The sequence below is a fragment of the Georgenia wangjunii genome, from assembly GCF_036421975.1.
Classification (GTDB): domain Bacteria; phylum Actinomycetota; class Actinomycetes; order Actinomycetales; family Actinomycetaceae; genus Georgenia_A; species Georgenia_A wangjunii.
Genome location: NZ_JAZGON010000004.1, coordinates 38,088 through 62,135, shown reverse-complemented (window position 1 = coordinate 62,135; position 24,048 = coordinate 38,088). Strand labels below are relative to the sequence as shown.

The 24,048-nt window shown below is 73.2% G+C and carries 21 protein-coding genes and 1 pseudogene; 11 read left to right on the top strand and 11 right to left on the bottom strand.

Translation table 11 applies throughout. The features are described from left to right. The first annotated feature begins 13 nt into the window (after positions 1–13). The 3 genes from V2J63_RS08255 (at position 14) to V2J63_RS08245 (ending at position 5,830) form a co-directional block, all read left to right on the top strand. A complete protein-coding gene (locus V2J63_RS08255; protein WP_331230546.1) occupies positions 14–598 on the top strand; it encodes a GNAT family N-acetyltransferase in 585 nt (194 codons plus the stop codon). A 212-nt stretch (positions 599–810) separates the two neighbouring features. Further along, positions 811–3,930 (top strand): amidase family protein, encoded by a 3,120-nt coding sequence (locus V2J63_RS08250; RefSeq protein ID WP_331230545.1) that lies wholly within the window; start codon positions 811–813, stop codon positions 3,928–3,930. Between the two features lie 394 nt (positions 3,931–4,324). Next, complete coding sequence (locus tag V2J63_RS08245; RefSeq protein ID WP_331230544.1) at positions 4,325–5,830, top strand: acetamidase/formamidase family protein; 1,506 nt, start codon at positions 4,325–4,327, stop codon at positions 5,828–5,830. Between the two features lie 163 nt (positions 5,831–5,993). Here the strand turns inward: V2J63_RS08245 and V2J63_RS08240 are convergent, their stop codons facing one another. The 6 genes from V2J63_RS08240 to V2J63_RS08215 form a co-directional block, all read right to left on the bottom strand. After that, positions 5,994–6,488 (bottom strand): CoA-binding protein, encoded by a 495-nt coding sequence (locus V2J63_RS08240; RefSeq protein ID WP_331230543.1) that lies wholly within the window; start codon positions 6,486–6,488, stop codon positions 5,994–5,996. Beyond that, positions 6,485–7,858, bottom strand: a complete 1,374-nt coding sequence (locus V2J63_RS08235) for an O-acetylhomoserine aminocarboxypropyltransferase/cysteine synthase family protein (RefSeq protein ID WP_331230542.1) — start codon at positions 7,856–7,858, stop codon at positions 6,485–6,487. Before V2J63_RS08235 ends, V2J63_RS08240 begins: the two co-directional genes overlap by 4 nt. Positions 7,859–7,976: 118 nt before the next feature. After that, a complete protein-coding gene (locus V2J63_RS08230) occupies positions 7,977–8,795 on the bottom strand; it encodes an ABC transporter permease (RefSeq protein ID WP_331230541.1) in 819 nt (272 codons plus the stop codon). Further along, entirely contained in the window at positions 8,792–9,832 is a 1,041-nt protein-coding gene (locus V2J63_RS08225; RefSeq protein WP_331230540.1) for an aliphatic sulfonate ABC transporter substrate-binding protein, read from the bottom strand. The genes V2J63_RS08230 and V2J63_RS08225 overlap by 4 nt, the downstream gene beginning before the upstream one ends. Positions 9,833–9,951: 119 nt before the next feature. Continuing rightward, positions 9,952–10,773, bottom strand: a complete 822-nt coding sequence (locus tag V2J63_RS08220; protein ID WP_331230539.1) for an ABC transporter ATP-binding protein — start codon at positions 10,771–10,773, stop codon at positions 9,952–9,954. Between the two features lie 241 nt (positions 10,774–11,014). Beyond that, positions 11,015–11,914, bottom strand: coding sequence for a Gfo/Idh/MocA family protein (locus V2J63_RS08215; protein WP_331230538.1), 900 nt, complete (start codon positions 11,912–11,914; stop codon positions 11,015–11,017). A 141-nt stretch (positions 11,915–12,055) separates the two neighbouring features. Here V2J63_RS08215 and V2J63_RS08210 point away from each other — a divergent pair, with 141 nt between their 5' ends. Together V2J63_RS08210 and V2J63_RS08205 are read left to right on the top strand one after the other, a co-directional pair. Continuing rightward, positions 12,056–13,708 carry an AMP-binding protein gene (locus V2J63_RS08210; protein ID WP_331230537.1) on the top strand — a complete coding sequence of 551 codons (1,653 nt, stop codon included), beginning with the start codon at positions 12,056–12,058 and terminating at the stop codon, positions 13,706–13,708. A gap of 57 nt (positions 13,709–13,765) precedes the next feature. Beyond that, a complete protein-coding gene (locus tag V2J63_RS08205) occupies positions 13,766–14,134 on the top strand; it encodes a DUF4180 domain-containing protein (RefSeq protein WP_331230536.1) in 369 nt (122 codons plus the stop codon). 37 nt (positions 14,135–14,171) lie between these two features. Here V2J63_RS08205 and V2J63_RS08200 read toward each other — a convergent pair whose 3' ends face one another. Continuing rightward, positions 14,172–14,546 carry an HNH endonuclease gene (locus tag V2J63_RS08200; RefSeq protein WP_331230535.1) on the bottom strand — a complete coding sequence of 125 codons (375 nt, stop codon included), beginning with the start codon at positions 14,544–14,546 and terminating at the stop codon, positions 14,172–14,174. 169 nt (positions 14,547–14,715) lie between these two features. On the opposite strand from V2J63_RS08200, the gene V2J63_RS08195 reads away from it, so the two are divergent. Next, a complete protein-coding gene (locus V2J63_RS08195; protein WP_331230534.1) occupies positions 14,716–15,201 on the top strand; it encodes an SRPBCC family protein in 486 nt (161 codons plus the stop codon). Positions 15,202–15,310: 109 nt separating this feature from the next. On the opposite strand, the pseudogene V2J63_RS08190 reads toward V2J63_RS08195, so the two are convergent. Then, positions 15,311–16,542 (bottom strand): annotated as a pseudogene (locus V2J63_RS08190) (heavy metal translocating P-type ATPase); the annotation flags it as partial. Positions 16,543–16,764: 222 nt separating this feature from the next. Here V2J63_RS08190 and phoA point away from each other — a divergent pair. Further along, on the top strand, positions 16,765–18,621 hold the full coding sequence (gene phoA / locus V2J63_RS08185; protein WP_331230533.1) for an alkaline phosphatase: 1,857 nt from the start codon (positions 16,765–16,767) through the stop codon (positions 18,619–18,621). Positions 18,622–18,787: 166 nt separating this feature from the next. On the opposite strand, the gene V2J63_RS08180 is transcribed toward phoA, so the two are convergent. Then, positions 18,788–19,198, bottom strand: coding sequence for an ArsR/SmtB family transcription factor (locus tag V2J63_RS08180; protein ID WP_331230532.1), 411 nt, complete (start codon positions 19,196–19,198; stop codon positions 18,788–18,790). 109 nt (positions 19,199–19,307) lie between these two features. Here V2J63_RS08180 and V2J63_RS08175 point away from each other — a divergent pair, with 109 nt between their 5' ends. From V2J63_RS08175 to V2J63_RS08160, 4 genes are all read left to right on the top strand, one after another. Beyond that, on the top strand, positions 19,308–20,684 hold the full coding sequence (locus tag V2J63_RS08175) for an NAD(P)-binding domain-containing protein (RefSeq protein ID WP_331230531.1): 1,377 nt from the start codon (positions 19,308–19,310) through the stop codon (positions 20,682–20,684). 32 nt (positions 20,685–20,716) lie between these two features. Continuing rightward, positions 20,717–21,784, top strand: a complete 1,068-nt coding sequence (gene arsB, locus V2J63_RS08170) for an ACR3 family arsenite efflux transporter (RefSeq protein ID WP_331230715.1) — start codon at positions 20,717–20,719, stop codon at positions 21,782–21,784. A gap of 88 nt (positions 21,785–21,872) precedes the next feature. Beyond that, on the top strand, positions 21,873–22,262 hold the full coding sequence (locus V2J63_RS08165; RefSeq protein WP_434056306.1) for an arsenate reductase ArsC: 390 nt from the start codon (positions 21,873–21,875) through the stop codon (positions 22,260–22,262). Between the two features lie 10 nt (positions 22,263–22,272). Next, complete coding sequence (locus V2J63_RS08160) at positions 22,273–22,917, top strand: arsenate reductase/protein-tyrosine-phosphatase family protein (protein WP_331230529.1); 645 nt, start codon at positions 22,273–22,275, stop codon at positions 22,915–22,917. A 31-nt stretch (positions 22,918–22,948) separates the two neighbouring features. Here V2J63_RS08160 and V2J63_RS08155 read toward each other — a convergent pair whose 3' ends face one another. Together V2J63_RS08155 and V2J63_RS08150 are read right to left on the bottom strand one after the other, a co-directional pair. After that, positions 22,949–23,194: a hypothetical protein gene (locus V2J63_RS08155; RefSeq protein WP_331230528.1), complete on the bottom strand. Its 246-nt coding sequence runs from the start codon at positions 23,192–23,194 to the stop codon at positions 22,949–22,951. A 127-nt stretch (positions 23,195–23,321) separates the two neighbouring features. Then, on the bottom strand, positions 23,322–23,600 hold the full coding sequence (locus V2J63_RS08150; RefSeq protein WP_331230527.1) for a hypothetical protein: 279 nt from the start codon (positions 23,598–23,600) through the stop codon (positions 23,322–23,324). Positions 23,601–24,048 lie beyond the last annotated feature (448 nt).

The following is a 24,048-nucleotide window of genomic DNA, read 5'->3' as shown; positions in this document are numbered from 1 at the left end:
CAGGATTCCGGCGGTGACGTACCGCACCGCGCCCGCCACCACGGCGGTCTTCGACGACGTCCGCACGGCCCTCGCCCCGAAGAGCGCCGAGGCGACCGGCTGCTGGTGCCTGTCCTACCGCCTGCCCCTGAGCGAGCACGGCCCCATGACGAGGGACGAGCGCGCCGCGCGCCTCGGGCAGCTGTGCGCGGCGACCCCCGCCCCGGGGATCCTCGCCTACGACGACGCCGGAGAGGTGGTCGGCTGGCTCGGCCTCGCACCCCGGCACGAGCTCGCCGCGTACGCCCGGAGCGCACGGATCCCGCACGTCGACGACCTGGCCGTGTGGACGGTCTTCTGCTTCAAGGTCCGCGCGGGACGGCGGCGCCGCGGAGTCGCGTCGGACCTGCTGGTCGGCGCCGTCGAGTACGCCCGCAGCCAGGGCGCCCCGGCGATCGAGGGCTACCCCGTGGACAACGACGGTGCGCGCGTCGACACGACCCTCGCCTCGGCCGGCACCCGGGCCCTCTTCGAGCGGGCGGGCTTCACCAAGGCAGCGGACACGACCTCGACGCTCGCCGGGTTCCCGCGGGTCGTCATGCGGCTCGCGCTCACCTGAGCGGCACCACCGCGGCGGGGCGCGGGCAGCCCGCCCAGCCGCGCAGGGCGCAGGGTGCCCCGGGGCGCGGACGGGCCACCGACCCGTGCGCCGCGATCACCCGCGCGGCACGGGTTACACGGGGGAAACGTCCGCGTAGCGGTGGGGCAATGGCAACGGTGTCAGATCACGGTGCCGCCCCCGACCGCGGGGGCCTCGTGAGAAGGACACTGATGCCAACCTCCGACCGCCGTCACCCGAGATCCTCGAGCACACGACTCCGGCGGCTGGGCGCCGCCGGGTGCACCGCTGCACTCGCGGCCGCCGGCCTCGCCCTGCCCGCCTCGACCGCCTCCGCCGTGTCGGAGGTGACGACACCCGGCGGGGCGACGTTCGTCGTGCACGACGCCCACCGCCCCAAGCTCGACACCGGGTCGATCAGGTCACTGTCCGCCTCGGGCGTCCAGGGGTTCGGCAACCTCTTCCTGCAGGTCAGCGGCGGCGACGACCGCATGAACGGGCAGATGCTGCGGGGCTTCGGCCTGACCGCCGACGGCGCGGGCGGGTTCGAGTCCACCCGCTCCGTCCTCATGGACGGTGTGCAGGTGGCGCGCTCGCTCGACGTCGTCGGTGAGACCGCCCGCTTCCTCGACACCCTCACCAACACGACGTCCGCTCCCCTCACCGTCAGCGTGTCGTTCGGCGGGACGCTCGGCTCCGGCACCGGCGAGGGCGCCGGCACCATCACGGGTACGTCCGACGGCGACGCCGTCCTGGAGCCGGAGGACACGTGGCTGACCTCGGACCCGGTGCGGGACGACGTGCGCCCCGTGGGGATCGTCGTCGGTGACGGCGTCGACGGTCTCGGCGACCAGCAGGCCGACCCGTTCACCGACCCCTACGAGGCCTCCGGGTCCCGAGCGAACCACCCCGGGTTCATCCACACCCTCACCATCGAGCCCGGCCAGACGCAGTCCCTGCTGTCGTACCTCACGGCCGGCGCCGCGGAGGGCGGCGCCCTCACCGCCCTGACGGAGGCCACGGAGGCGCTGGCCGCCTCCCCCGACGTCGACGGCCTGCCCGTCCCGGCCCTGTGCACGGTCGTCAACTGGGAGCTCGTCGACGACGCCACCTGCTCCGCCGCCGGGCTCCTGGCGCTGCCCACGGCGGACATCAGCACCCTCGTCTCCGAGGTCGCCACGACCACCTCGCCCTACGACGTCACGGGCGCGACCATCGCGGACCTGCAGGCGGACATGCGCTCGGGTGCCACGACGAGCGTCGAGATCACCCAGGCGTACCTTGACCGGATCGCCGCGTACGACGGCGGCGCGCTCGGCTTCCACAGCTACATCACCGTCGCCGAGGACGCCCTGGCACAGGCCGCCGCCGCCGACGCGGCACGCGCGGCGGGCGCCGACGGTGACCTCCTCGGGATCCCGCTCGGCATCAAGGACCTGTACGACACCGTCGACATGCCCACGACGGGCGGCACGCTCGCCCTCGAGGGCTACCGGCCGGCCGCCGACGCCTGGCAGGTCGCCAGGCTGCGGGCGGCCGGCGCGATCATCCTCGGCAAGACGAACCTCTCGGAGTTCGCGAACTCCGGCTCGTACTCCGAGTCCGGGTTCATGCAGACGTGGAACGCCCTGTACCCCTCCAAGACCCCGCACGGGTCCTCGGGCGGATCGGGCGCGGCCGTCGCCGCGGACCTGGCCGCCGGGGCGATGGGCTCGCAGACCGGAGTGTCCCTCTACGCTCCGTCGACGTCGAACGGCCTCGCCACGTTCCGCGGCACCGACGGCCTGTCCTCCACGCAGGGCGTCATGCCGCTGACCTGGGCGCAGGACTTCGCCGGCCCGATGGCCAAGACCGTCACCGACGTCGCGGCCCTGCTGGACGCCACCTCCACGCGGACCACCGGGAACAACCCGGACGACCTGCTCACCGCTCGCGTGGACAACGCGCTGCGCCCGGAGTCCTTCTCGGACGCCCTCGACGCCACCGCCCTCGAGGGCAAGGTGCTCGGAATCATCCCTGGCTCCTTCGTCTCGACGGCCATCGCGGGTGACCCGACCGGCCCCGCCGCGCGGGCGGCTCTCGAGCGGCTCGCCGCCGCCTCGGGCGCCACCGTCGTCGAGGTCCCGGAGCCGGCCGGGTTCGAGCGGGCACCCGGCGGCAACCGCGGCGCCGAGGGCTGGGAGCGGTACATCGCCGACCAGGTGGCCTTCCCCTACGCCGACGGTGACGAGCTGCTGTCCTCCGGCCTCGTCCTTCCCTACAACGAGGGCGAGCGCGACACCGTGCCGATGACGGACGACGAGGTTGCGGCCTACCTCGACTGGCGCGACCGGTACAAGGAGCACGTCGCGGCGTGGATGGACGCGGCCGGCGTGGACGCCGTCGTGTACCCCGGGTTCATCTCCGCGGTCGGCAACAACGACGTCTCGGGCGCCGTGCACACCTCCGACCGGGCCACGGGCGTCCTGACCTCGGCCGCCGGGCTGCCGACCGTCGTCGTCCCGGTCGAGGCGAGCCCTCTCGGCCATGCGATGAGCCTGCAGGTCCTCGGCCGTGCCTGGACCGACGCCGAGGTGCTCGCCATGGGCTACGCGCTCGAGCAGCGGGTCACCGACCGCGTCACCACCGCGTTCGCGCCGGCGCTGCCGGCGGATGCCGGAGACGTGGCCACGCGGATCGACGTGACGCTGCCCGCCGACGTCGTCCTCGGCCAGGGCGCCGAGGCGCGGGTCCAGGTGGTCCCGCTCGGGTCTGCCCTGGCGACCGGCACCGTGGTCCTCGAGGTCGCGGGGCGGACCTTCACCGCCTCGGGCGACGACGTCCGCTTCGGGCTGCCCACCGCCCTTCCGGTGGGAGAGCACGTCGTCACCGTCCGCTACACCGGTGATGCCGCGACCGAGGCGTCCGAGGCGAGCGCCACGCTCGTCGTCGTCGCGGCGCCCACGGAGGAACCGACGACGGACGAGCCGACCGAGGAGCCCACCACCGACGAGCCCACCGAGGAGCCGACGGAGGAGCCCACGACCGACGAGCCCACCGGGGAGCCGACCACGGACGAGCCCACCGGGGAGCCGACCACGGACGAGCCGACGACGGACGAGCCCACCGGGGAGCCGACCACGGACGAGCCGACGACGGACGAGCCCACCGAGGCGCCGGTCACGGATGAGCCCGTCACCGACGAGCCTGCCGAGGAGCCGACGTCTGCGGGGGGCGGCTGGCTTCCGACCACCGGCGCCGACGGCGTCGCGACGGGCCTCGTCGCCGCGATGACGTTCCTCCTCGCGGGTGCCGGCGCACTCGCCGCACGCCGGAGGACGCACGCGGGGTGACGATGCGTCGGCTGGCCGTGGACGGGGACCGCACCGCCACACGCCGCTGAGTCACGAACGCCGCCGGTCGCAGCTCTCCCGACAGGAGCTGCGACCGGCGGCTTTCGTGCGCCTGCACCGGTGAGAGCGGCACGCCGCAACATGCCGCGACGCGACATTCCTGATGTTTAATCCACTTTACCGGGAGTTCACACGCCTCCCGCGGACGGTAACGGTGCTGAAACATGTGGCTGCGATGGTGTGAACGCCAACACTCTGCGGTTTCCCGGCCTGCAGAAGGACATGGCGCATCACCCTCGGCAGTTTCGACCAATCGTCTCTAGGAGATCCTTTGATGCAGCAATCCAGCGATTCGTCCCGTCAACGTCGGCTCCGACGCGCCGGCGCGGCGCTCGTGACGATCCCCGTCGTCGGCGCCCTGCTGAGCGCCCCTGCCGGCGCCACGAGCGCGGGCCCCGCCGCTGCGGAGGACATCGAGGCCGACAACGTCCTGCTGTCAACGCCGGAGAACGTCGTGTGGGGCGGCTTCCCGATCGACATCGAGCCGGGGGTCACGATGGGCTCGGGCGAAACCGTCAGGGTCGATACGCTCTCGGGCTCGGGTTTCACCAACCCGGCCGTCACTCCGGTCGAGTATTTCGGCGCGCTCGGCGTGCAGCCGGAGGAGATCCTCCCCGATGGGCTGGCCTTCTGGGAGACCCTGCCCACTCGCGTGAGCTACGGCCCTCACGTCTTGACCGGGCCGATCTACGTCGAGGGCGCCGAGCCGGGCGACACGATCGAGATCGAGATTCTCGACCTGGACCTCCGCGTGCCGTACGGCGTCAACAGCACGGGACCCACCAGTGGTGTCATGAGCGAGACGTACCCGGGGTGGCGCGAGGGGGACGAGCCGCTCGACATCGTGGCGGAGATCCCGGACGACGCACCCGCGGGCGTCCTGCCGGACGAGCGTCAGCACCTCTACCGCACCGGGACGTTCGAGGGCCAGGACGTCGTCCTCTTCGACGAGGGCATCGTCATCCCGCAGCAGAAGTTCATGGGTGTCATGGCGGTGGCCCCGCCGACGGGCGAGCTCATCGGTCGGACGGAGGACGCACCGCCGCCGGCGCACGGTATCCAGACCTCGGTACCGCCGGGCAAGTTCGGCGGAAACCTCGACGTCAGGGACCTCACCGAGGGCGCGACCCTCTACCTGCCGGTGTTCCAGGAGGGTGCCCAGATCTTCCTCGGCGACGCCCACAGCGCTCAGGGTGATGGTGAGGTCAGCGGCACGGCTGTGGAGCACTCCATCGCCGGCACGTTCCGCGTCACCGTGCACAAGGACATGGCCTCCGACGGGCCGTGGGCGGAGACCGCCGACCACTGGATCATGATGGGCATCGACTGGGACCTCGACCGGGCGATGCGGTTCGCGGTGGAAGACACCATCGACTTCCTCGTCCAGGAGAAGGGCATGACGGAGGCGAAGGCGTACTCGTTCGCCAGCATCAACGTCGACTACAAGGTCGCCGAGGTGGTGGACGGCACGCAGGTCGTCACCGGCATGATCCCGAAGAGCGTGTTCGTCGACGACGTCATCGAGGAGCCGACCACCGACGAGCCGCCCGCCGAGGAGCCCACGACGGACGTCCCCGCGACGGACGAGCCGACGACCGACGTCCCGCCCACCGAGGCACCCACCACGGGGGCGCCGAGCGCGGCGCCCGTGGACGGCGGACCGACCACCGGGGACCCGGCCCCCGGTGGAGCCGGTGGCGCCGGCGCCGAGCCGACGAGCGCAGGCGGACAGCTACCGAGCACTGGTGCGGGCGTCATGACCGGCGTCGTCGCCGCCCTCACCCTCCTCCTCGCCGGCGCCGTGGCGCTGGCCACCCGCCGGAGGCGCGTGACGGAGTGAGGCGCAGGCACGTGACGGAGTGACGCGACGCTGAGCACGGTCGCGACGAGGGCCCCAGCACGTCGCTGGGGCCCTCGTCCCGGTCACGACCGCGACCGGTGACTGGCGCGGACCACGGCGGCCCGGGACCGCGCCCGCCGTGCGCTCACCGGCCACCGTGCGCTCAGGCCACGACCTGCCGCTTGGAGGAGATGACGCCGGTGTTGAACCCGGCGAGGTTGAGCCCGCCGTGGAAGCGGGCGTGCTCGATCTTGAGGCAGCGGTCCATGACGACGTCGAGCCCGGCCGCCTCGGCGTCCCGAGCGACGTCCTCGTGCCACGAGCCGAGCTGCAGCCACAGGGTGCGCGCGCCAACGGCGAGCGTCTCCTCGAGCACGCCGGGCAGGTCGTCGTGCCGGCGGAAGACGTCGACGAGGTCGGGCACCTCGGGCAGGTCGGCCAGCGAGCGGTAGACAGGCTGCCCGAGGATCGTCGTGACGGTGGGGTTGACGAGGTGGACGCGGTACCGCGTCGAGGACAGCAGGTAGGTGGCGACGAAGTACGAGGCGCGCGACGGCTTGTCCGACGCGCCCACGATCGCGACGGAGCGGGTGGCGCGCAGGGTGCGCAACCGGTCGGTCGCCGTCGGCCCCACCCAGGTGCGCTCGGTGATGCTCATCGGAGGGCTCCGTCCTGCGCGGCGGGCGCGGCGAGCACCGCGGCGACGTCGGCGTGCTCGGCGTGCTCGGCGTGCTCGGCGACCGCAGACTGCGCGGCCGTCAGCGCCTGGTCGAGGTCCCACAGGATGTCGTCGAGGTCCTCGAGGCCAACGGAGATGCGCACGAGGTCCTCGGTCACCCCGGCGGCAGCGAGCTGGGCCGGCGCGAGCTGGCGGTGCGTCGTCGAACCGGGGTGGATGACGAGCGTGCGCGAGTCCCCGACGTTCGCGAGGTGGCTGGCGAGCTGCAGCGCCTCGATGAACGCCGCACCGGCGGCCCGCCCGCCCCGCACGCCGAAGGCGAAGACGGATCCCACGCCGTTCGGCAGGTAGCGGCGGCCGCGCTCGTAGTGGGGGTGCGAGGGCAGCCCGGCGTAGCTGACGAACCGGATCCGCTCGTCCGCCTCGAGCCACTCGGCGACGGCGCGGGCGTTGCGCACGTGCTCGTCCATCCGCTGCGGGAGGGTCTCGACCCCCTGGAGGAGCTGGAACGCCGACTGCGGCGACAGGGATGGGCCGATGTCCCGCAGCTGCTCCGAGCGGAGCTTGGTGAGGAACCCGTACTCGCCGAAGTTCCCCCACCAGGAGACGCCACCGTAGGCGGGCACCGGCTCGGTCAGCTGGGGGAAGTTCCCGTTGCCCCAGTCGAACCGGCCGCTCTCGACGACGACGCCGCCGAGCGTGGTGCCGTGGCCGCCGAGGAACTTCGTGGCCGAGTGGATGACGATGTCCGCCCCGTGCTCGAAGGGCCGCACGAGGTAGGGCGTGGACAGGGTCGCGTCGAGGATGAGCGGGATCCCGGCGGCATGGGCCACCTCTGCGAGCCCGGCGATGTCCGCGATCTCGCCCGAGGGGTTGGCGACGACCTCGGCGTAGAGCGCCTTCGTCGTGCTGCGGATCGCGGCGGCGTAGTCGGCCGGGTCGGTCCCGGGCACGAACGTCGTCTCCACGCCGAAGCGCCGGAGGGTGACGTGGAGCTGGGTGAGCGTCCCGCCGTAGAGCTGGGACGAGGCGACGATGTGGTCCCCGGCGCCCGTGAGCGCGGCGAAGGTGATGAACTCGGCGGACATGCCCGACGCCGTGGCGACGGCCCCGATGCCGCCCTCGAGCGAGGCGATCCGCTCCTCGAACGCCGCGACCGTGGGGTTGCCGATGCGCGAGTAGATGTTGCCGTACTTCTGCAGCGCGAAGAGGTTGGCGGCGTCGTCGGTGTCGGAGAACACGAACGAGGTCGTCTGGTAGATCGGCACGGCCCGCGCGCCGTGGACGGCGTCGGGGGTGCCGCCGGCGTGGAGCGCGCGGGTGCGGAACCCGAAGTGGCGGTCGCTCATCGAGCCACCGCCGCGGCGCCGGCCGAGTCCTGGGGGCCCGGGTGCAGGATCATCATGGGTGTCCTTCCGTGTGTGCGGGGGTACGGGCGAGGCCGACGGTGGGCGCTGGCTTGCGCCGTCACGCCCACTTCCGCACCGCCCATCGCTCGAACACGCCGAGGAGCGCGTCGGTGAGCTTGCCCAGGATGGCAAGAAGCACGATGGCGAGGAGCAACCGGTCCACGCGACCGTTGTTCGAGGAGTCGGTGAGGAGGAAGCCGAGACCCATCGACGCGGCGAGCAGCTCGGCGGCGACGAGGAAGAGCCACGACTGGGCGAGCGCGAGGCGCAAGCCCGAGATGACCGCGGGCACGACGGCCGGCAGCTGCACGGTGGCGAAGAGGCGGAGCCCACGCAGCCCGAACGCGCGCCCGGCCTCGACGAGCTGACGGTCCACGTGCCCCAGCGCCATGGCGACGGTGGTGAACACGGGGAAGAACGCGCCGATGGCGACGAGCGTGACCTTGGAGTCCTCCCCGATCCCGATCCACAGCATGAGCAGCGGTACCCACGCCAGCGAGGGCACCGCGCGGAAGGCGCCGATCGTCGCGGAGAAGAGCCGCTCCGCCACCCGGGAGAGCCCGATGACCGCACCGACGGCAAGCCCCGCGGTCGCACCGATGAGGAAGCCGAGCAGCACCCGCTGCGTCGAGATCGCCACGTGGATGCCCAGCTCGCCGCGCCGGACGAGGTCGACGCCGGCGCCGACGACGGCCGTCGGTGCGGGCAGCGTGACCGGGTCCAGCCAGCCCACCACGGAGGCGAGCTGCCAGAGCGCGACGAGCGCCACCGGCAGGACGAGCCCCGTCAGCGCCGTCCCGGCCCGGCGGGCGACGCCGGGGCGGTCGGTGCGGCGCGCGCCGGACGTCGTGGCGCCGACCCGGCTGGGCGCGCTCACGAGGCACCGATCCGTGACGGCTCGGCCGCGCGGACGAGGGAGTCGTCGAGCAGGGTGGCGAGGGCGTCGTCGATGAGGTCCTGGTCGGGGACGTCGCCGGTCTCGACGAACATCGGGCCGACCGTCGTCAGCACGTCGAGCTGGACCGGGCCGGGCGCGGGGTCGACACCGAGGTTCGTCCGCTCGATGACGGCGGCCGCGACGTCGGGATCGATCCCCGCGACCTCGGCGAGGATGTCGATCGTCTCCTCGGGGTTCTCCTGCGCCCAGGCGCGGGCGTACTCGTAGACGTCGACGACGGTCTGCGCGACCTCGGGCTGCTCGGCGAGGAAGTCCTCACGGGCGTTGAGGAAGCCGTAGGTGTTGAAGTCGACGTTGCGGTAGAAGAGGACGCTGCCGTCCTGCTCCGCGTCGGCCATGATCGGGTCGAGACCGGACCACGCGTCGACGGCGCCGGAGTCGAGCGCGGCGCGGCCGTCGGCGTGCTGGAGGTTCTCGATGGTGACCTCGCTCGGGTCGACCCCGGCCTCGGCGAGCGCCTGGAGGAGGAAGAAGTACGGGTCCGTGCCCTTGGTCGCGGCGATCTGCTTGCCGCGCAGGTCGCTGACCGCGGTGATGCCCGAGTCGGGCGTCGTCACGAGTGCGGACCACTCCGGCTGCGAGTAGAGGTCGATCGTCACGATCGGCGAGCCGTTGGCCCGGGCGAGCAGTGCCGCCGAGCCGGCGGTGGAAGCAACCTGCACCTGTCCGGAGCGCAGCAGCTCGTTCGCCTTGTTCGACCCGGCGGACTGGACCCAGGTGACGCTCACGCCGTCGTCGGCGAGCGCGTCCTCGAGCCAGCCCTGGTCCTTGATGACGAGGCTGAGGGGGTTGTAGGTGGCGAAGTCGATGCTCAGCTCGCTCGTGCTCGCGGCTGCGGCGTCGTCGCCCGCGTCGACGCGGGCGACGGATCCGTCGGCCGCCTCCCCGGCGACGCAGCCGGCGAGGAGGAGCGTGGCCGTGAGTGCGGTGACGGTCGTGCGGAGTGAGCGCTTCATCGTGGATCCTTTCGGGCGCCGGCGGGGGCGCGGTGGGCCTGGCAGTGGCAGCGGACCGGTGCGGAGGGCGGCCTGCATGCGGCGTGAGACGTCGTCGTCGTCCGGTCGGCCGAGGTAGGTCAGCGGTCGTGGCTGTCGACGCCGAGCGTCTTGAGCAAGGAGGTGCGCAGGGCGCCGAGCTCGGCGGAGCTCCGGCTGCGCGGGCGGGTGCCCGGGACGTCGAGGACGCGGGTGACCGTGGCGCCGTCGCGCCCCGGCTCGGCACCGAGGACGACGACCCGGTCGGCGAGCTGCAGGGCCTCGTCGACGTCGTGGGTGACGAGCAGGACCGTCGTCGGCGCCCGGTCGTGGACGTCGATGAGGAGGTCCTGCATCTTGAGCCGGGTGAGCGCGTCGAGCGCCCCGAACGGCTCGTCGAGGAGGAGGACGCCCGGGCGGCGGGCGAGCGCGCGGGCCAGCGAGGCGCGCTGCGCCATCCCGCCGGAGACCTCACGGGGGCGGTGCCGCGCGAAGTCGCCCAGCCCGACGACGTCGAGCAGCTCCTCCACGAGGTGGCGGCCCTCGCGCGCGCCGGTGCCGCGGGGCAGGCCGACCGCGACGTTGTCCGCGATGGTGCGCCACGGCAGGAGCCGCGGCTCCTGGAACGCGACGGCGCACCGCGGGTCGAAGCCGACGACGCCGCTGCCCGCGATGGTCACCCGGCCGGCCGTGGGGGCGTCGAGGCCGGCGGCGAGACGCAGGAGGGTCGACTTCCCGCAGCCGCTGGCGCCGAGGATGGCGACGACCTCACCGGCGCGGACGCGCAGGTCGACGTCCCGCAGCACCGTCCGGGCGCCGGCTCCCGAGCCGAACGTCCGGCCGAGGCGGTCGATGCCGACGTCGAGCGCCGGCGCGGTGGGCATGGACGACGACGTCCGTGGGGGTGCCAGCTGAGCGGCCATCGCGTCCTCCTCGAGCGCTGCGGGTGGGCTGGTCCGTCGCCGCGGCCCGGGGGCGCACCGACACGACATCGTGGCGCGCCCGCCACGTCGTCCCGCGCGGCCGCCGGTGTCGTCTCGCGGTGCGAGACGGGGCACGCATTCAGCGCCCCGGACGCCCACATGCTGAGCGCGGCCGCCCGCGCCGTTGAGCCGTCGGCGCCGAGAGCGGTACATCAGGGTGGCCGGACCTGTGCCCGGCTGGCTACGCCGCGGTCGCCGCCGCGACGACGCGCTCGCACAGCTCGTGCGTGAGGAGGGCGTCGGTGGCGTCCAGCCGGCGGCCCTCCCGCACGGCAGTGAGGAAGTCCGCGCACATGGCGTCGAAACCGCGCAGCTCGGTCGCGGGGCGCCAACCGTTGCGGCGGACGAGACGCTCCTCGCCCGCGAGGTCGACGACGTCGGCGAGGTCGACCACCTGGCGCCGGCGGCCGTCCCCGACGACGTCGAGGAGCTCGTGCGCCATGCCGGCGGTCCAGCTCATGAGGCCGATCGCGAGGCGGTCCTCGCCGGTGAACTGGACGGCGAGGCGCCGGCTCGCGCCGTCGGGCCCGCGCCGGACCGAGACGCTGAGGTCCGTGAGCGAGGACGGGACGAGGAACCGCAGGGTGTCGAGGACGTGGATGAAGTCGTCGACGACCATGGGCCGCGCCTCGCCGAGCGGGTGTGCGCGGTGCTTGGCGAGGGTGACGACGTCCCGGTCCGGCCACTGGGCGAGCTGGGCGTAGGCCGGGGCGTAGCGGCGGTTGAACCCGACGGCGAGGGAGACCCCGAGCTCGGTCGCGAGGCCGACCACCTGGGCCGCCGTCGCGTGGTCCGACGCGACGGGCTTGTCGACGAGGACGGGCACCCCGGCGCGCAGGAGCGTCGTGACGATCCCGGGGTGCGTCTCGGTGGGCGCGTGGACCGTCGCGGCGTCGAGCCCGGAGTCGATCGCCTGCTCGAGGGAGGTGAACCGGTCCGCGACGCGGTAGCGCTCGCCGACGTCGTCGACCGTGCTCCGGCGCCGCGAGACGAGCACGGGCGTGACGCCCGGGGTCGCCGTGAGGACGGGCAGGTAGGCCTTCCTGGCGATGTCGCCCAGGCCGATGAGCGCGACGCGCATGTGCTTCCTTCAGTAGGCGGACTGGCCCGGCGAGCGTAGCGAACACACGGCGGCGTTCCGCGCGGGCATCGGCCGCGCCTGCGAAGATGCCAGGCACGCACCCCCGGCTCCTGCCGGTCCTGGCACAGGAGGAGGATCTCGATGCTCGACGTGCACACCGAGTACCTGACGGAGGACCTGGACGCGGCCGGTCACCCGCGTACGTTCGAGCTCCGCTGCCCGCCCGGGTTCAACTTCGCCTACGACGTGCTCGACCGGCTCGGCACCGAGACGCCCGACCGTCGGGCGCTGCGCTGGTGCGACGACGCCGGCGCCGTGCGCACCTTCACGTTCGCCGAGATGAAGGACCTGAGCGACCGCGCGGCGGCCTACTTCCTTTCCCGCGGCATCGGCAAGGGCGACGTCGTCCTCCTCATCCTCAAGCGCCACTACCAGTTCTGGTACGCGATGATGGCGCTGCACAAGATCGGCGCCGTGGCGGCGCCCGCGACGAACCAGCTCAAGACGTACGACCTCACGTTCCGGCTCGAGGCGGCGGAGGTGAGCGCCGTCGTCTGCACGATGGACGGCGACATCGCCGAGCACGTCGAGGCGGCGGAGCCGCAGTACGCCCGGCCGCTCGTCAAGATCGGCGTCCGAGGCTCCCGCCCGGGCTGGGACGACCTCGACGAGGGTATGGGGCAGGCGGCGCCGTTCGCCCGCCCGGCGGACGTGCCCGCCGTCGGGGACCCGATGCTTCTCTACTTCACCTCCGGCACGACGGCGCAGCCGAAGATGGTCGTCCACGACTTCTCCTACCCGATCGCCCACATCGACACGGCGAAGTACTGGCACCGCGTGGACCCCGAGGGCCTCCACCTCACCCTGTCCGAGACCGGCTGGGCCAAGTCGGTGTGGGGCAAGCTCTACGGCCAGTGGTTCCTCGAGACGTGCATCGACGTCTACGACTTCGACCGCTTCGACCCGCGCGCGCTCCTGCGTCACCTCGCGGAGGCCAGGGTGACGACGTTCTGCGCGGCGCCGACGATCTACCGCTTCCTCATCACCGAGGACCTCTCCTCCTACGACCTCTCCGCGCTCCAGCACTGCACGATCGCGGGCGAGGCGATGAACCCCGTCGTCTACGAGACGTTCCGCGAGAAGACCGGCCTCGAGCTCAAGGAGGGATACGGGCAGACGGAGCTGACCCTCGCCGTCGTCACGAACTACTGGGAGCCGACGAAGGCCGGCTCCATGGGCACGCCGTCGGCCAACTACGACGTCGTCCTCCTCGACGACGACGGGGCCGAGGTGGGCGCGGGCGGGACGGGCGAGATCTGCATCCGGGTGCCGGACGGGCGCCGGCCGATCGGGATGTTCACCGGCTACCACCGCGACCCGGAGACGACGGCGTCGGTGTGGCACGACGGCTTCTACCACACCCGGGACCTCGCGACGAAGGACGAGGACGGCTACTTCTGGTACGTCGGGCGCACCGACGACATGATCAAGACGTCGGGCTACCGGGTGGGGCCGTTCGAGGTCGAGAGCGTCGTCATGCAGCACCCCGCCGTCGTCGAGTGCGCGATCACCGGGGCGCCCGACGACGTGCGCGGGACGGTCGTGAAGGCGACCGTCGTCGTCGCGGAGGGCTATGACCCCGGGGACGAGCTCCGCAGGGACATCCAGACCTTCGTCAAGACGCGGACGGCGCCGTACAAGTACCCCCGCATCGTCGATTTCGTCGACGCGATGCCGAAGACGATCTCCGGCAAGATCCGGCGGGTCGAGATCCGCCGCGCGACCGACGGTTGAGGGCCACGGGCAAGAAGAGCCTGGTCACGGCGGGTGGCGGCTCCCTAGGCTCGGGCGATGCGTACCGAGGAGATCGCCGGCACCGTCGTCCTGCACGTCCCCGCCCAGGGGGCGTCGATCTCGTCGAGCCAGGACGCCCTCGACCTCATCGGCGAGGCGTGGTCCGTGAGCGCGACCGTCATCGCCGTGCCGGCCGGCCGCTTCGACCCGGCCTTCTTCGACCTGCGCACCCGCCTCGCCGGGGAGTTCCTCCAGAAGCTCGTCAACTACCGGCTCTCGCTCGCCGTGGTCGGGGACGTCAGCGGGCCCGTCGCCGCGAGCGACGCCCTGCGCGACTTCGTCCACGAGTCCAACCGGCGCGGGCACGTGTGGTTCCTCGCCGACGACGACGCGCTCGTCGGGCGGGTGACCGGGCGGCGGCGCTGACGGCGGGGCGGCCCGTCGGTCGCGCCGGGCGTTCCCGCTACCTCCGCAGACGGTCCAGCCGTCGGCGCTGGCCGTGCAGGTACGGGCGTGCGCGCCGCTGACCCCCGCGCTCCGTCACGGCGGCGGCGAGGCGGTCGAGCACGGCCGCGAGTGCGTCGGCGTCAGCGGCCCACCCTCGGCGGACGCACTCCTCGAGCCACTCCACGGGTGGCCGGTGCCCGCGCTCGGCGTTGCACCGCCGGCACGCCGCCACCTCGTTCTCCGGCCACGACGGCCCGCCCTTCGTGCGCGGCACGACGTGGTCCGTCGTCGGTGGGACGAGCGGGCCGAAGGCACGAGCGCACCAGAAGCAGGTTCCCGCCTGCACCGCGACCGCGTGGTCGAGACGGTCGCGGCGCGGGAGCTGAGCCATGCCGACAGCGTGCGACGGATGGCCGGGCACGGCTACCGCTGACGGCGATCCCTGAGCCGTGCCCGCGGCAGCGGGTGGATGATCAGCTCGCCGTCCTCGGCCTCCCGCGGGATGATCGAGGCTCGCTGCGCCCCTGACGTCGGAGCGCGCCGAGCGCGAAGGAGTGCTCATGGCACCGACACCCGTCGGACGCCTCGTCCGCACCGATCGTGGCCGAGATCTCGTCCTCGTCCGTCACCTGCCGGTGCCCGTCGACGAGGCATGGGCCGCCCTCACCCGCCCCGAGGTCGCCGGGAGGTGGTTCGCCACGTGGGCCGACGAGGCTCGTCCGGGCGCGACCATCCGCGCGACCCTCACGGGCGAGGACGACGCCGAGGTCGACATGACCATCAATGCGTGCGAGCCCCCGCGCCACCTCGCCGTCAGCTCCGTCGACGAGCACGGCTCGTGGCACCTCGACGTCACCCTCGCGGACGAGAGCTCCGGCACGCACCTGACCTTCGTCCACCACCTCGACGACGACGCAGCGGTCGGTGAGATCGGCCCCGGATGGGAGTACTACCTCGACAGCCTCGCCGCCGTCCTGCTGGACACCCCCGGTCCCGACTTCGCGGACTACTTCCCGGCCCAGAAGCCGTACTACGAGGGCCTCTGACCACCCGCCGGACTCCGCCGCTCCAGCCGAGATGGTGCCACGAGCCGCAGGGCAACGTCCGCCTCAGCCCGCATCGGCGTCGGCAGGCGGACCGAAGGAGCCGTAGGGTCTACGGCGTCTCCTCGGCGGTGCCGGCCCCGGCACGCCGGCCGCGGCCCCGGGCGTCGCCGTGCGCGGCGACGCCGGCCCCGGGGCGCAGGTCGAGACGCCGCAGGAGCTGGGCGTTGAGCGCGACGACGACCGTCGACAGCGACATGAGGACGGCTCCGACCGCCATGGGCAGCACGAACCCGACGGGCGCGAGGACCCCGGCGGCGAGCGGGAGGGCGGCGATGTTGTACCCGGCGGCCCACCACAGGTTCTGCGTCATCTTGCGGTAGCCGGCACGGGAGAGCTGGGCGACGGAGAGGACGGACCGCGGGTCGTCGGACGCGAGGACGACCCCGGCGGAGGCGATGGCGACGTCGGTGCCCGCGCCGATCGCGATCCCGACGTCCGCGGGGGCGAGCGCGGGGGCGTCGTTGACGCCGTCGCCCACCATGGCGACCGTGCGCCCCTGGCCCTGGAGCTCGAGCACCCGCGCGCTCTTGCCCTCCGGACGGACCTGGGCGAAGACCTGGTCGATGCGGAGGTCCGCCGCGACGGCCCGGGCGACGGGTTCCGCGTCACCGGTGATCATGACGACGCGGACGCCGAGGGCGTGGAGGGCGTCGACGGCCTCGCGGGACTCCTCGCGCACCTCGTCCGCGAGGGCGAGCGCGCCGACGACCTCCCCGTCGACGAGCACGTGCAGGACGATCGCGCCCTCCCGCGCCCACGGCCCCGAGGCGGGCAGCGGTTCGCGGCCGTGCTCAGCAAGCATCGCCGGGCCGCCGACCGCGACGGTCCGGCCGTCGACGACGCCGCTCACACCGACCGCGGTGGTCGAGCGGATACCGGTGGCGCGCGGTACGTCGAGGCCGCGCCGCTGCGCGGCGGTGACGATCGCCCGGGCGAGCGGGTGATCGCTCTCGGCCCCGGTGGCCGCGGCAAGGGCGAGGAGCCCGTCGTCGGAGTGGGCGGCGGTCGGCAGTACCCGGCTGAGGACGGGCTCGCCCCTCGTCAGGGTGCCGGTCTTGCCGAAGAGGACGGTGTCGACCGTGCGCATGCGCTCCAGGGAGGCGCGGTCCTTACGAGCACCCCGCCGCGCGCGGCCCGCTCCGTGGAGATGGAGACGACGAGCGGGATGGCGAGCCCGAGGGCGTGGGGGCACGCGATGACGAGGACGGTGATCGCCCGCACGAGCGCGCTCTCGGGCGCACCGACGACAGTCCACACCGGCGGCAACGCCCGGCTCGCGCCGCGCATTCCGCCGTCGCACGCCGGCGGGCGGCCGCTTCGACAAGTCGTCGGCTCCCCGACATGCACCGCTCACCGCACGTTCGGACGGCGGCCATCCGCGCGTGATCGCCTGTCACTGCCCGCCGTGGGCGGGATCACACCAGGCGTCGAAAGGGAATCATGACTACTCCTGCTGGAACGCGCAGAAGGGCGGCGTGGGCCTCGCTCGTCGCCCTGAGCGCAGTGAGCCTTGCCGTCGTACCGTCAGTCGCACTCGCGAACGAGAGCGACCACGGAGGCGCCGTCCGCAAGACGGAGGACAGGACTGCAGCGCTCGAGGCCGCGATCATGGACGGCCCCGCGACGAACGTCATCCTCATCATCGGTGACGGCATGGGCGCCTCGGAGATCACCGTCGCGCGCAACTACGCCGAGGGCGCCTCCGGCACGCTCCCCGGCCTGGACCCGCTGCTCGTGACGGGCCAGAAGACCACGTACGACCTCACTCCCGACGGCGACATCCACTACGCGGCTGACTCTGCATCGACAGCCAGCGCGTGGTCCACGGGCACGAAGACCTACACCGGCGCGTTGTCGGTCGACGTCGACAACACCCCGCAGGACACCGTGCTGGAGATCGCGAAGGCCAACGGCCTGAAGACGGGCAACGTGTCGACCTCCGAGATCCAGGACGCCACCCCTGCCGCGCTGTACGCCCACGTGAACCAGCGCCAGTGCTACGGCCCGACGGTCACCACGGAGAACTGCCCGACGTTCGCCAAGGAGAACGGCGGGCTCGGTTCGATCACGGAGCAGCTGCTCGACGCGCGCCCCGACGTCGTCCTGGGCGGCGGCAACGCCACGATGAGCGAGATCGCCGTGGACGGCCCGTGGGCCGGCCTGACGCTCGAGGCACAGGCCGCCGAGCGTGGCTACACCTACCTCACCGACTCGGCGGCGCTCACGGACGTGTCCACCGCCGACCAGGCCGCCCCGGTGCTCGGACTGTTCACCGAGGGTAACTTCCCCGTCCGCTACGCGGGCCCGGCGGCGACCGAGGGCGGCGGGGACCTGCCCGCGGCACGCTGCTCCGCGAATCCCGACTGGGACCCGGCGACATCCCTGGGGTCCATGACCGGTAAGGCGATCGAGCTGCTCGACACCGATGAGGAGGGTTTCTTCCTCCAGGTGGAGAGCGCGAGCATCGACAAGAGGGACCACGCCGCCGATGCCTGCGGGCAGATCGGTGAGACGCTCGAGCTCGACGAGGCCGTCCAGGCCGCCGTGGCCTTCGCGGAGACCGACGGCGAGACTCTCGTCATCGTCACAGCCGACCACTCGCACACGAGCCAGATCGTCGGCTCGACCCCTCCCGGGCTCAGCGTGAACCTCCTCACCGAGGATGGTCAGGAGATGATCGTCGCGTACGGCACGGCACCCGAGGGCGGTTCACAGCAGCACACGGGAGCGTCGGTGCCGATCGCGGCCTACGGCCCGGGTGCGGCGAACGTCGCCGGGCTGACGGACGACACAGACACGTTCTTCACGACGATGAGCGTCCTCGGGCTCAACGGTGACCTCGCGTCGCTGAGCGCCTCGGCCAGCGTCGTGCTCGACCCGTCACCGGTCGCGCCGGGTGCACCGGTGACCGTGTCCACGTCCGGACTGAACGGCGACCGACAGGTCGTCGCCACGCTGGGCGGCGAACCCATCGGGCAGGCAGACGTCATCGACGGCGTCGCCTTGTTCGACCTGACGGCGCCTGAGGCCGTGGGCGAGCACCCCGTCGTGCTCACCGGCCTGCAGACGGGCACCGAGCTCACCGAGTCCCTCGTCGTCTCCGAGGCACCAGTACCGCCCCCTGCCGGGAACGGTGACAACGACGGCGATGACGGCGATGACCGCGAGGACGGCGACGGGGCGGGCACCGGCGGCAACGCGAGCGGCGGTCTCGGCGCTGCCCCTCCGGCCACCGCCGGAAGTCCGCTCCCCTTCACCGGTGCCGACGTCACGCAGGCAGGACTGCTCGCACTGCTGCTGCTCGGGGCTGGCACCGCCGCCGTGCGGCTGCGTGGCCGGCGTGCGGTCGGGGCCATCTGACCCTGGCCTTCTCGGCACAGACAGAGGGGCCGTCGCCCGGATCGGGTGACGGCCCCTTCGTGCGCGGGTACACCGAGATCGGCCACCCGCGTGACCGAGGCCGCCTCGTGACGCGTGCGGGAGCGGTTGGCGCGCGCCCGCCCGTCCCGCGCGGAGGGCGAGCGGCTCAGCGTGTCCGCAGGACGGCGCCGAGGGCGTCGAGGGCGTCCGGGACGACCGCGTAGTACGCCCACTTGCCGCGCTTGTCCCGGGTGACGAGGCCGGCGTCGACGAGCACCTTGAGGTGGTGGGAGACCGTGGGCTGGGACAGGTCGACGGGGCTCGTGAGGTCGCAGACGCACGCCTCGTCCTGCGCGGCGATGATCGACAGCAGACGCAGGCGGGTGGGGTCCGCCACGGCCTTGAAGACGGTCGCGAGCCGCGCCGACTCCGCCGCGTCGAGCGGGCCGGTGGCGAGCGAGGTCTCGCACGTGCCGTCACGCGCCGCGCCCGTCACCGCGGCACCGGAACCTGTCGCAGGCGTGCAGCTGCAGCCGTCCACCGTGAGGCCGCCCGGGGCCGCGCTCGTCGTCGTCATGCCCCCAGTATGCGACACGCATTGACATCTGCCTATACGTGCTGCCATCGTTCCATCGAACGGTGTCGATGGGACGCCGTACGCGACCAGCCTGAGCACGAGGAGATCCATGCCGCAGCCACTCAAGGCGAGCGCGAGTCCCGTCGTCGTCATCGGAGCGGGGCCGATCGGGCTCGCCGCCGCCGCCCACCTCCTCGAACGGGGCCTTGAGCCGCTCGTCCTCGAGGCCGGGGACGGCGTCGCCACCGCCGTCCGGGAGTGGGCGCACATCCGCCTGTTCTCGCCGTGGCAGTACGACGTCGACGGCGCCGCCGAGCGCCTGCTCGAACCGACGGGCTGGGTGCGCCCGGACGGAACCTCCCTGCCGACCGGCGCCGAGCTCGTCACGGAGTACCTCGAGCCCCTCGCGGCGACGCAGGCGCTCCGCGATCGCATCGTCCTCGGCGCGCGAGTCGTCGCCGTCAGCCGGCTCGGGCTCGACAAGACCCATGGGCGCGAGCGCGACGAGGCCCCCTTCCTCGTCCGCACGATCGTTGACGGGCGGGTGGTCGACCACACCGCCCGGGCGGTCATCGATGCCTCGGGCACGTGGTCCCAGCCCAACCCGCTCGGACAGGCGGGCCTCCCCGCGCCCGGCGAAGACGTCGCGGCACCGTTCCTCCTCGGCCCGCTGCCCGACGTGCTCGGCCGCGACCGGGAGCGGGTGGCTGGGCGCCACGCGCTCGTCGTCGGCTCGGGGCACTCGGCGGTCAACACCCTCCTCGCGCTCGTCGCACTGGCCGACGACGCCCCCGGGACCCGCATCACCTGGGCCGTGCGGGGCGCGTCCGTCTCCTACGGCGGCGGGGACGCCGACGGGCTCCCCGCTCGCGGCGAGCTGGGAGCGGCCCTGCGGGAGGCCGTGCGCGCGGGGCGCGTCGAGCTCCTCCGGAACGCGCAGGTCGCGTCCCTCGCGCCGACGGGGGACGCGCTCGCCGTCGAGCTCGTCACGCCTCGGGGCACCGAGCGTCTCGTCGTCGACGCGCTCGCGGGAGCGACGGGCTTCCGGCCCGACCTCGCGCTGCTGCGCGAGCTCCGGCTCGACCTCGACCCCGCCCTCGAGGCGCCCAGCCGCCTCGCCCCGCTCATCGACCCCGACCACCACTCGTGCGGCACCGTCCCGGCCCATGGTGCCGACGTCCTCGCCCACCCCGACGCCGGCTTCTTCATCGTCGGCATGAAGTCCTACGGCCGGGCACCGACGTTCCTCCTCGCCACGGGCTACGAGCAGGTGCGCTCCATCGCCGCCCACCTGGCCGGGGACGAGCGCGCCGCCCGCGAGCTCCAGCTCGAGCTGCCCGAGACCGGGGTGTGCTCCGCCGCTCCCCCGGCCATCGACGCCGACGGGACCGCCCGCATCGACGCCGAGAGCGGGTGCTGCGGTGCCCCCGAGCCCGCCCTCATCGGCTTCCCCACCGGGCTCCTCCACGGCCGGTCCGCGACGTGACCGGGACGGTCACCGCCCCGGTCGCGGCCCGCATGGGCACGCTCGACCGCTTCCTGCCGGTGTGGATCATCGCCGCGATGGGCCTCGGTCTCGTCCTCGGCCGGGTCGTGCCCGGTCTCGCGGAGGCGCTCGACGCGGTCCAGGTGGGCGGGGTGTCCGTCCCCATCGCCATCGGTCTGCTCGTCATGATGTACCCGGTCCTGGCGAAGGTCCGCTACGACGAGACGCGGCGCGTCACGGGCGACCGGAAGCTGCTCATCAGCTCCCTCGTCCTCAACTGGCTGGTCGGGCCGGCGGTCATGTTCGCCCTCGCATGGCTCCTGCTGCCGGACCTGCCGGAGTACCGGACCGGCCTCATCATCGTCGGGCTCGCCCGGTGCATCGCGATGGTCCTCATCTGGAACGACCTCGCCTGCGGAGACCGCGAGGCGGGCGCGGTGCTCGTCGCCATCAACTCCCTCTTCCAGATCGTCGCCTACGCCGGTCTCGGCTGGTTCTACCTCCAGGTCCTGCCCGGCTGGCTCGGCCTGGAGACGACGAGCGCCGAGTTCTCGATCGGCGCGATCACGGTGAGCGTCCTCGTCTTCCTCGGGATCCCGCTCCTCGCGGGATTCCTCACGCGCACCCTCGGCGAGCGGGCCAAGGGCCGCGCCTGGTACGAGGAGACGTTCCTCCCCCGGATCGGGCCGTGGGCGCTGTACGGCCTGCTCTTCACGATCACCCTGCTCTTCGCGCTCCAGGGCGAGCAGATCGCCGAGCGTCCCGGCGACGTCGTCCGCATCGCGCTGCCGCTGCTCGCCTACTTCGTCATCACCTTCGCGCTCGGCATGCTCATGGGCCGCAGCCTCGGCCTCGGCTACGCCAAGACGACGACCCTGGCCTTCACTGCCGCGGGCAACAACTTCGAGCTGGCCATCGCCGTCGCCATCGCGACGTACGGGGTGACGTCCGGACAGGCCCTGGCCGGCGTCGTCGGGCCGCTCATCGAGGTGCCCGTCCTCGTCGCGCTCGTCTACGCCGCACTCTGGGCCGGCCGGCGATTCTTCCCCGGCGACCCGACCGCACCCGCTCCCGCAGCGCGCGCCGCCCGCAGCGCGTAGGCATCCCCGCCGTCCCTGTCACCCGCCACCACACCCCGCAGCCCCGACACCCCGAGGAGTCCCCGTGACCGACAACCGCCCCAGCGTCATGTTCGTCTGCGTCCACAACGCCGGCCGCTCGCAGATGGCCGCGGCCTGGCTGCGCCACCTCGCCGGCGACGCCATCGAGGTCCGGTCGTCCGGCTCCGCGCCCGCGGACCAGGTCAACCCTGCCGCCGTCGAGGCGATGGCCGAGATGGGCGTCGACATCTCCGACCAGCAGCCGAAGATCCTCACGACCGAGGCGGTCGAGGCCTCCGACGTCGTCATCACCATGGGCTGCGGCGACGCGTGCCCGATCTTCCCCGGCAAGCGTTACGAGGACTGGCAGCTCGCGGACCCGGCCGGCAAGGGCGTCGAGTCGGTACGCCCGATCCGCGACGAGATCAGGTCCCGCGTCGAGGCCCTCATCGCCAGCCTCCTGCCCGCGACGGCGTGAGGGCGCAGCGATGAGCCGCGGCCTGCCTGGCCTGCTCAGTCCCGACCACGTCCTGCGCACCATCGCCGACGGCCTCGCCCGGCGGTTCGCGGGCGTCTTCGCGCCCGAGACGGTGGAGCGGTACGTCTTCGAGTCCTACACCGCGCTCGCCCGCACCGCGCGGGTGACCGCCCACCTGCCGTCCCTCACGAGCCGGTTCGCCGAGGACCGCCTCGTCGCGCTCGCGCAGTCGACGGGGGCCGCCCCGCACGACGTGCCCGAGGTGCTCTTCGTGTGCGTCCAGAACGCGGGCCGCTCCCAAATGGCGGCGGCCCTCCTCGAGCACCACGCCGCCGGTCGCGTGCACGTCCGCTCCGCCGGCTCCTCCCCGGCCGAGACGGTGCACGCCAGCGTCCACGCGGCCATGGGCGAGGTCGGGCTCGACCTCACCCAGGCGTTCCCCAAGCCGCTCACCGACGACGTCGTCCGCGCGGCCGACGTCGTCATCACGATGGGCTGCGGTGACGCGTGCCCGATCTACCCCGGCAAGCGCTACGAGGACTGGCCGCTCGAGGACCCGTCCGGCTCCTCCGTCGACGAGGCACGACGCGTCCGGGACGCCATCGACACCCGCGTACGGCGGCTCCTGGCCGAGCTGGTCCCGGCGCGCCCCTGACAGGACTGCCGTCTCGGCCCAGTCGTCCCGCCTACCGCGCGGCGTCGAGCTGGGCGATGAACGACTCCGCCGCGGCGAGCTTCGCCGCGAGCCGGACGCGGCGCTCCTCGGCGGTGGACCGGAACTCAGCGAGCCGTGCGGCCCGCTGAGCGCGCGCCGCGCCGTCGGCAGCGGCGACCCCCGCGAGGATGACGAGCACCTCGCGCATCTCATTGGGCTCAACGAGGCCAGCGCTGAGCGGCACGGACGGCTCGCCGGCCACCTCGCCGGCGGGCACTGAGCCCGCACCCACCCGGAGCAGGCCCCGGCCCCGTTCACCGCGCGGCCAGCGCGCACGGCGCCTGGAGGCTGAGGCGGGCGGACGGCGGCGAGGTCGCGGCCACCGGGGACGCCCCCCTCAGCGCTTATCCTGCGGCGTCGAAGCCTTCCCGGTCGGTGGCGGACCGGACGGTCCAGACGCGGACGTCCTTGCCGGTCCCCTCGTGGTCCTTCTCGTGCAGTCGTACCGCACCGTCGAGCGGCTGCTCGCCGGTTCCCGAGATCTCGTGGTCGCCGGTCGGGCCGTGGGTGTGCATCGTCACGGGCCCCGCGAACTCCTCGAGCGTGGACGGCGCCTGGCCGCCCAGGTCCGTGACCTCGTAGGGGACGCCTGAGACGATGGGGCCTGGTGTGGAGCTGGTCATCGCGCTACCTCTTCCTGATACGGCGTTCGGATCGCGCTTTCTGGGGCGGCGTACCGACTCAACCCTGGTACCCCCGAGCCTCGCCCGGGCGGGCGGGGGCTCATGCGCTCGCAGGTCTGTCGCTGATGACGCTACGCGCAGGCGCGGGGAAGCGATAGAGGGTCCGCGCCGGGACCGCACGCCCCCGCTGGCCCTCGCCGTAGCGGACTTCTCGCGTACGGCAGTAACCCGGCCTCCCGCAAGGGAAAGCCGGGCCACCGTCATGCTGAACGCGTGGAGCGCGCTCTTGCCCGGCGCCAGCGACGCGAAGGCACCGGTACCTCCTCGACTTACGACGCCGCAACGTCGGCAGCTCCTTCGCTGGTGAGGGGCGACCGCCGGGTGCCACTCGCATCGTCGCGACGGTTGCTCGCCGGCCGGGTGTTATCGCTCACACCTTGCGCGTCAA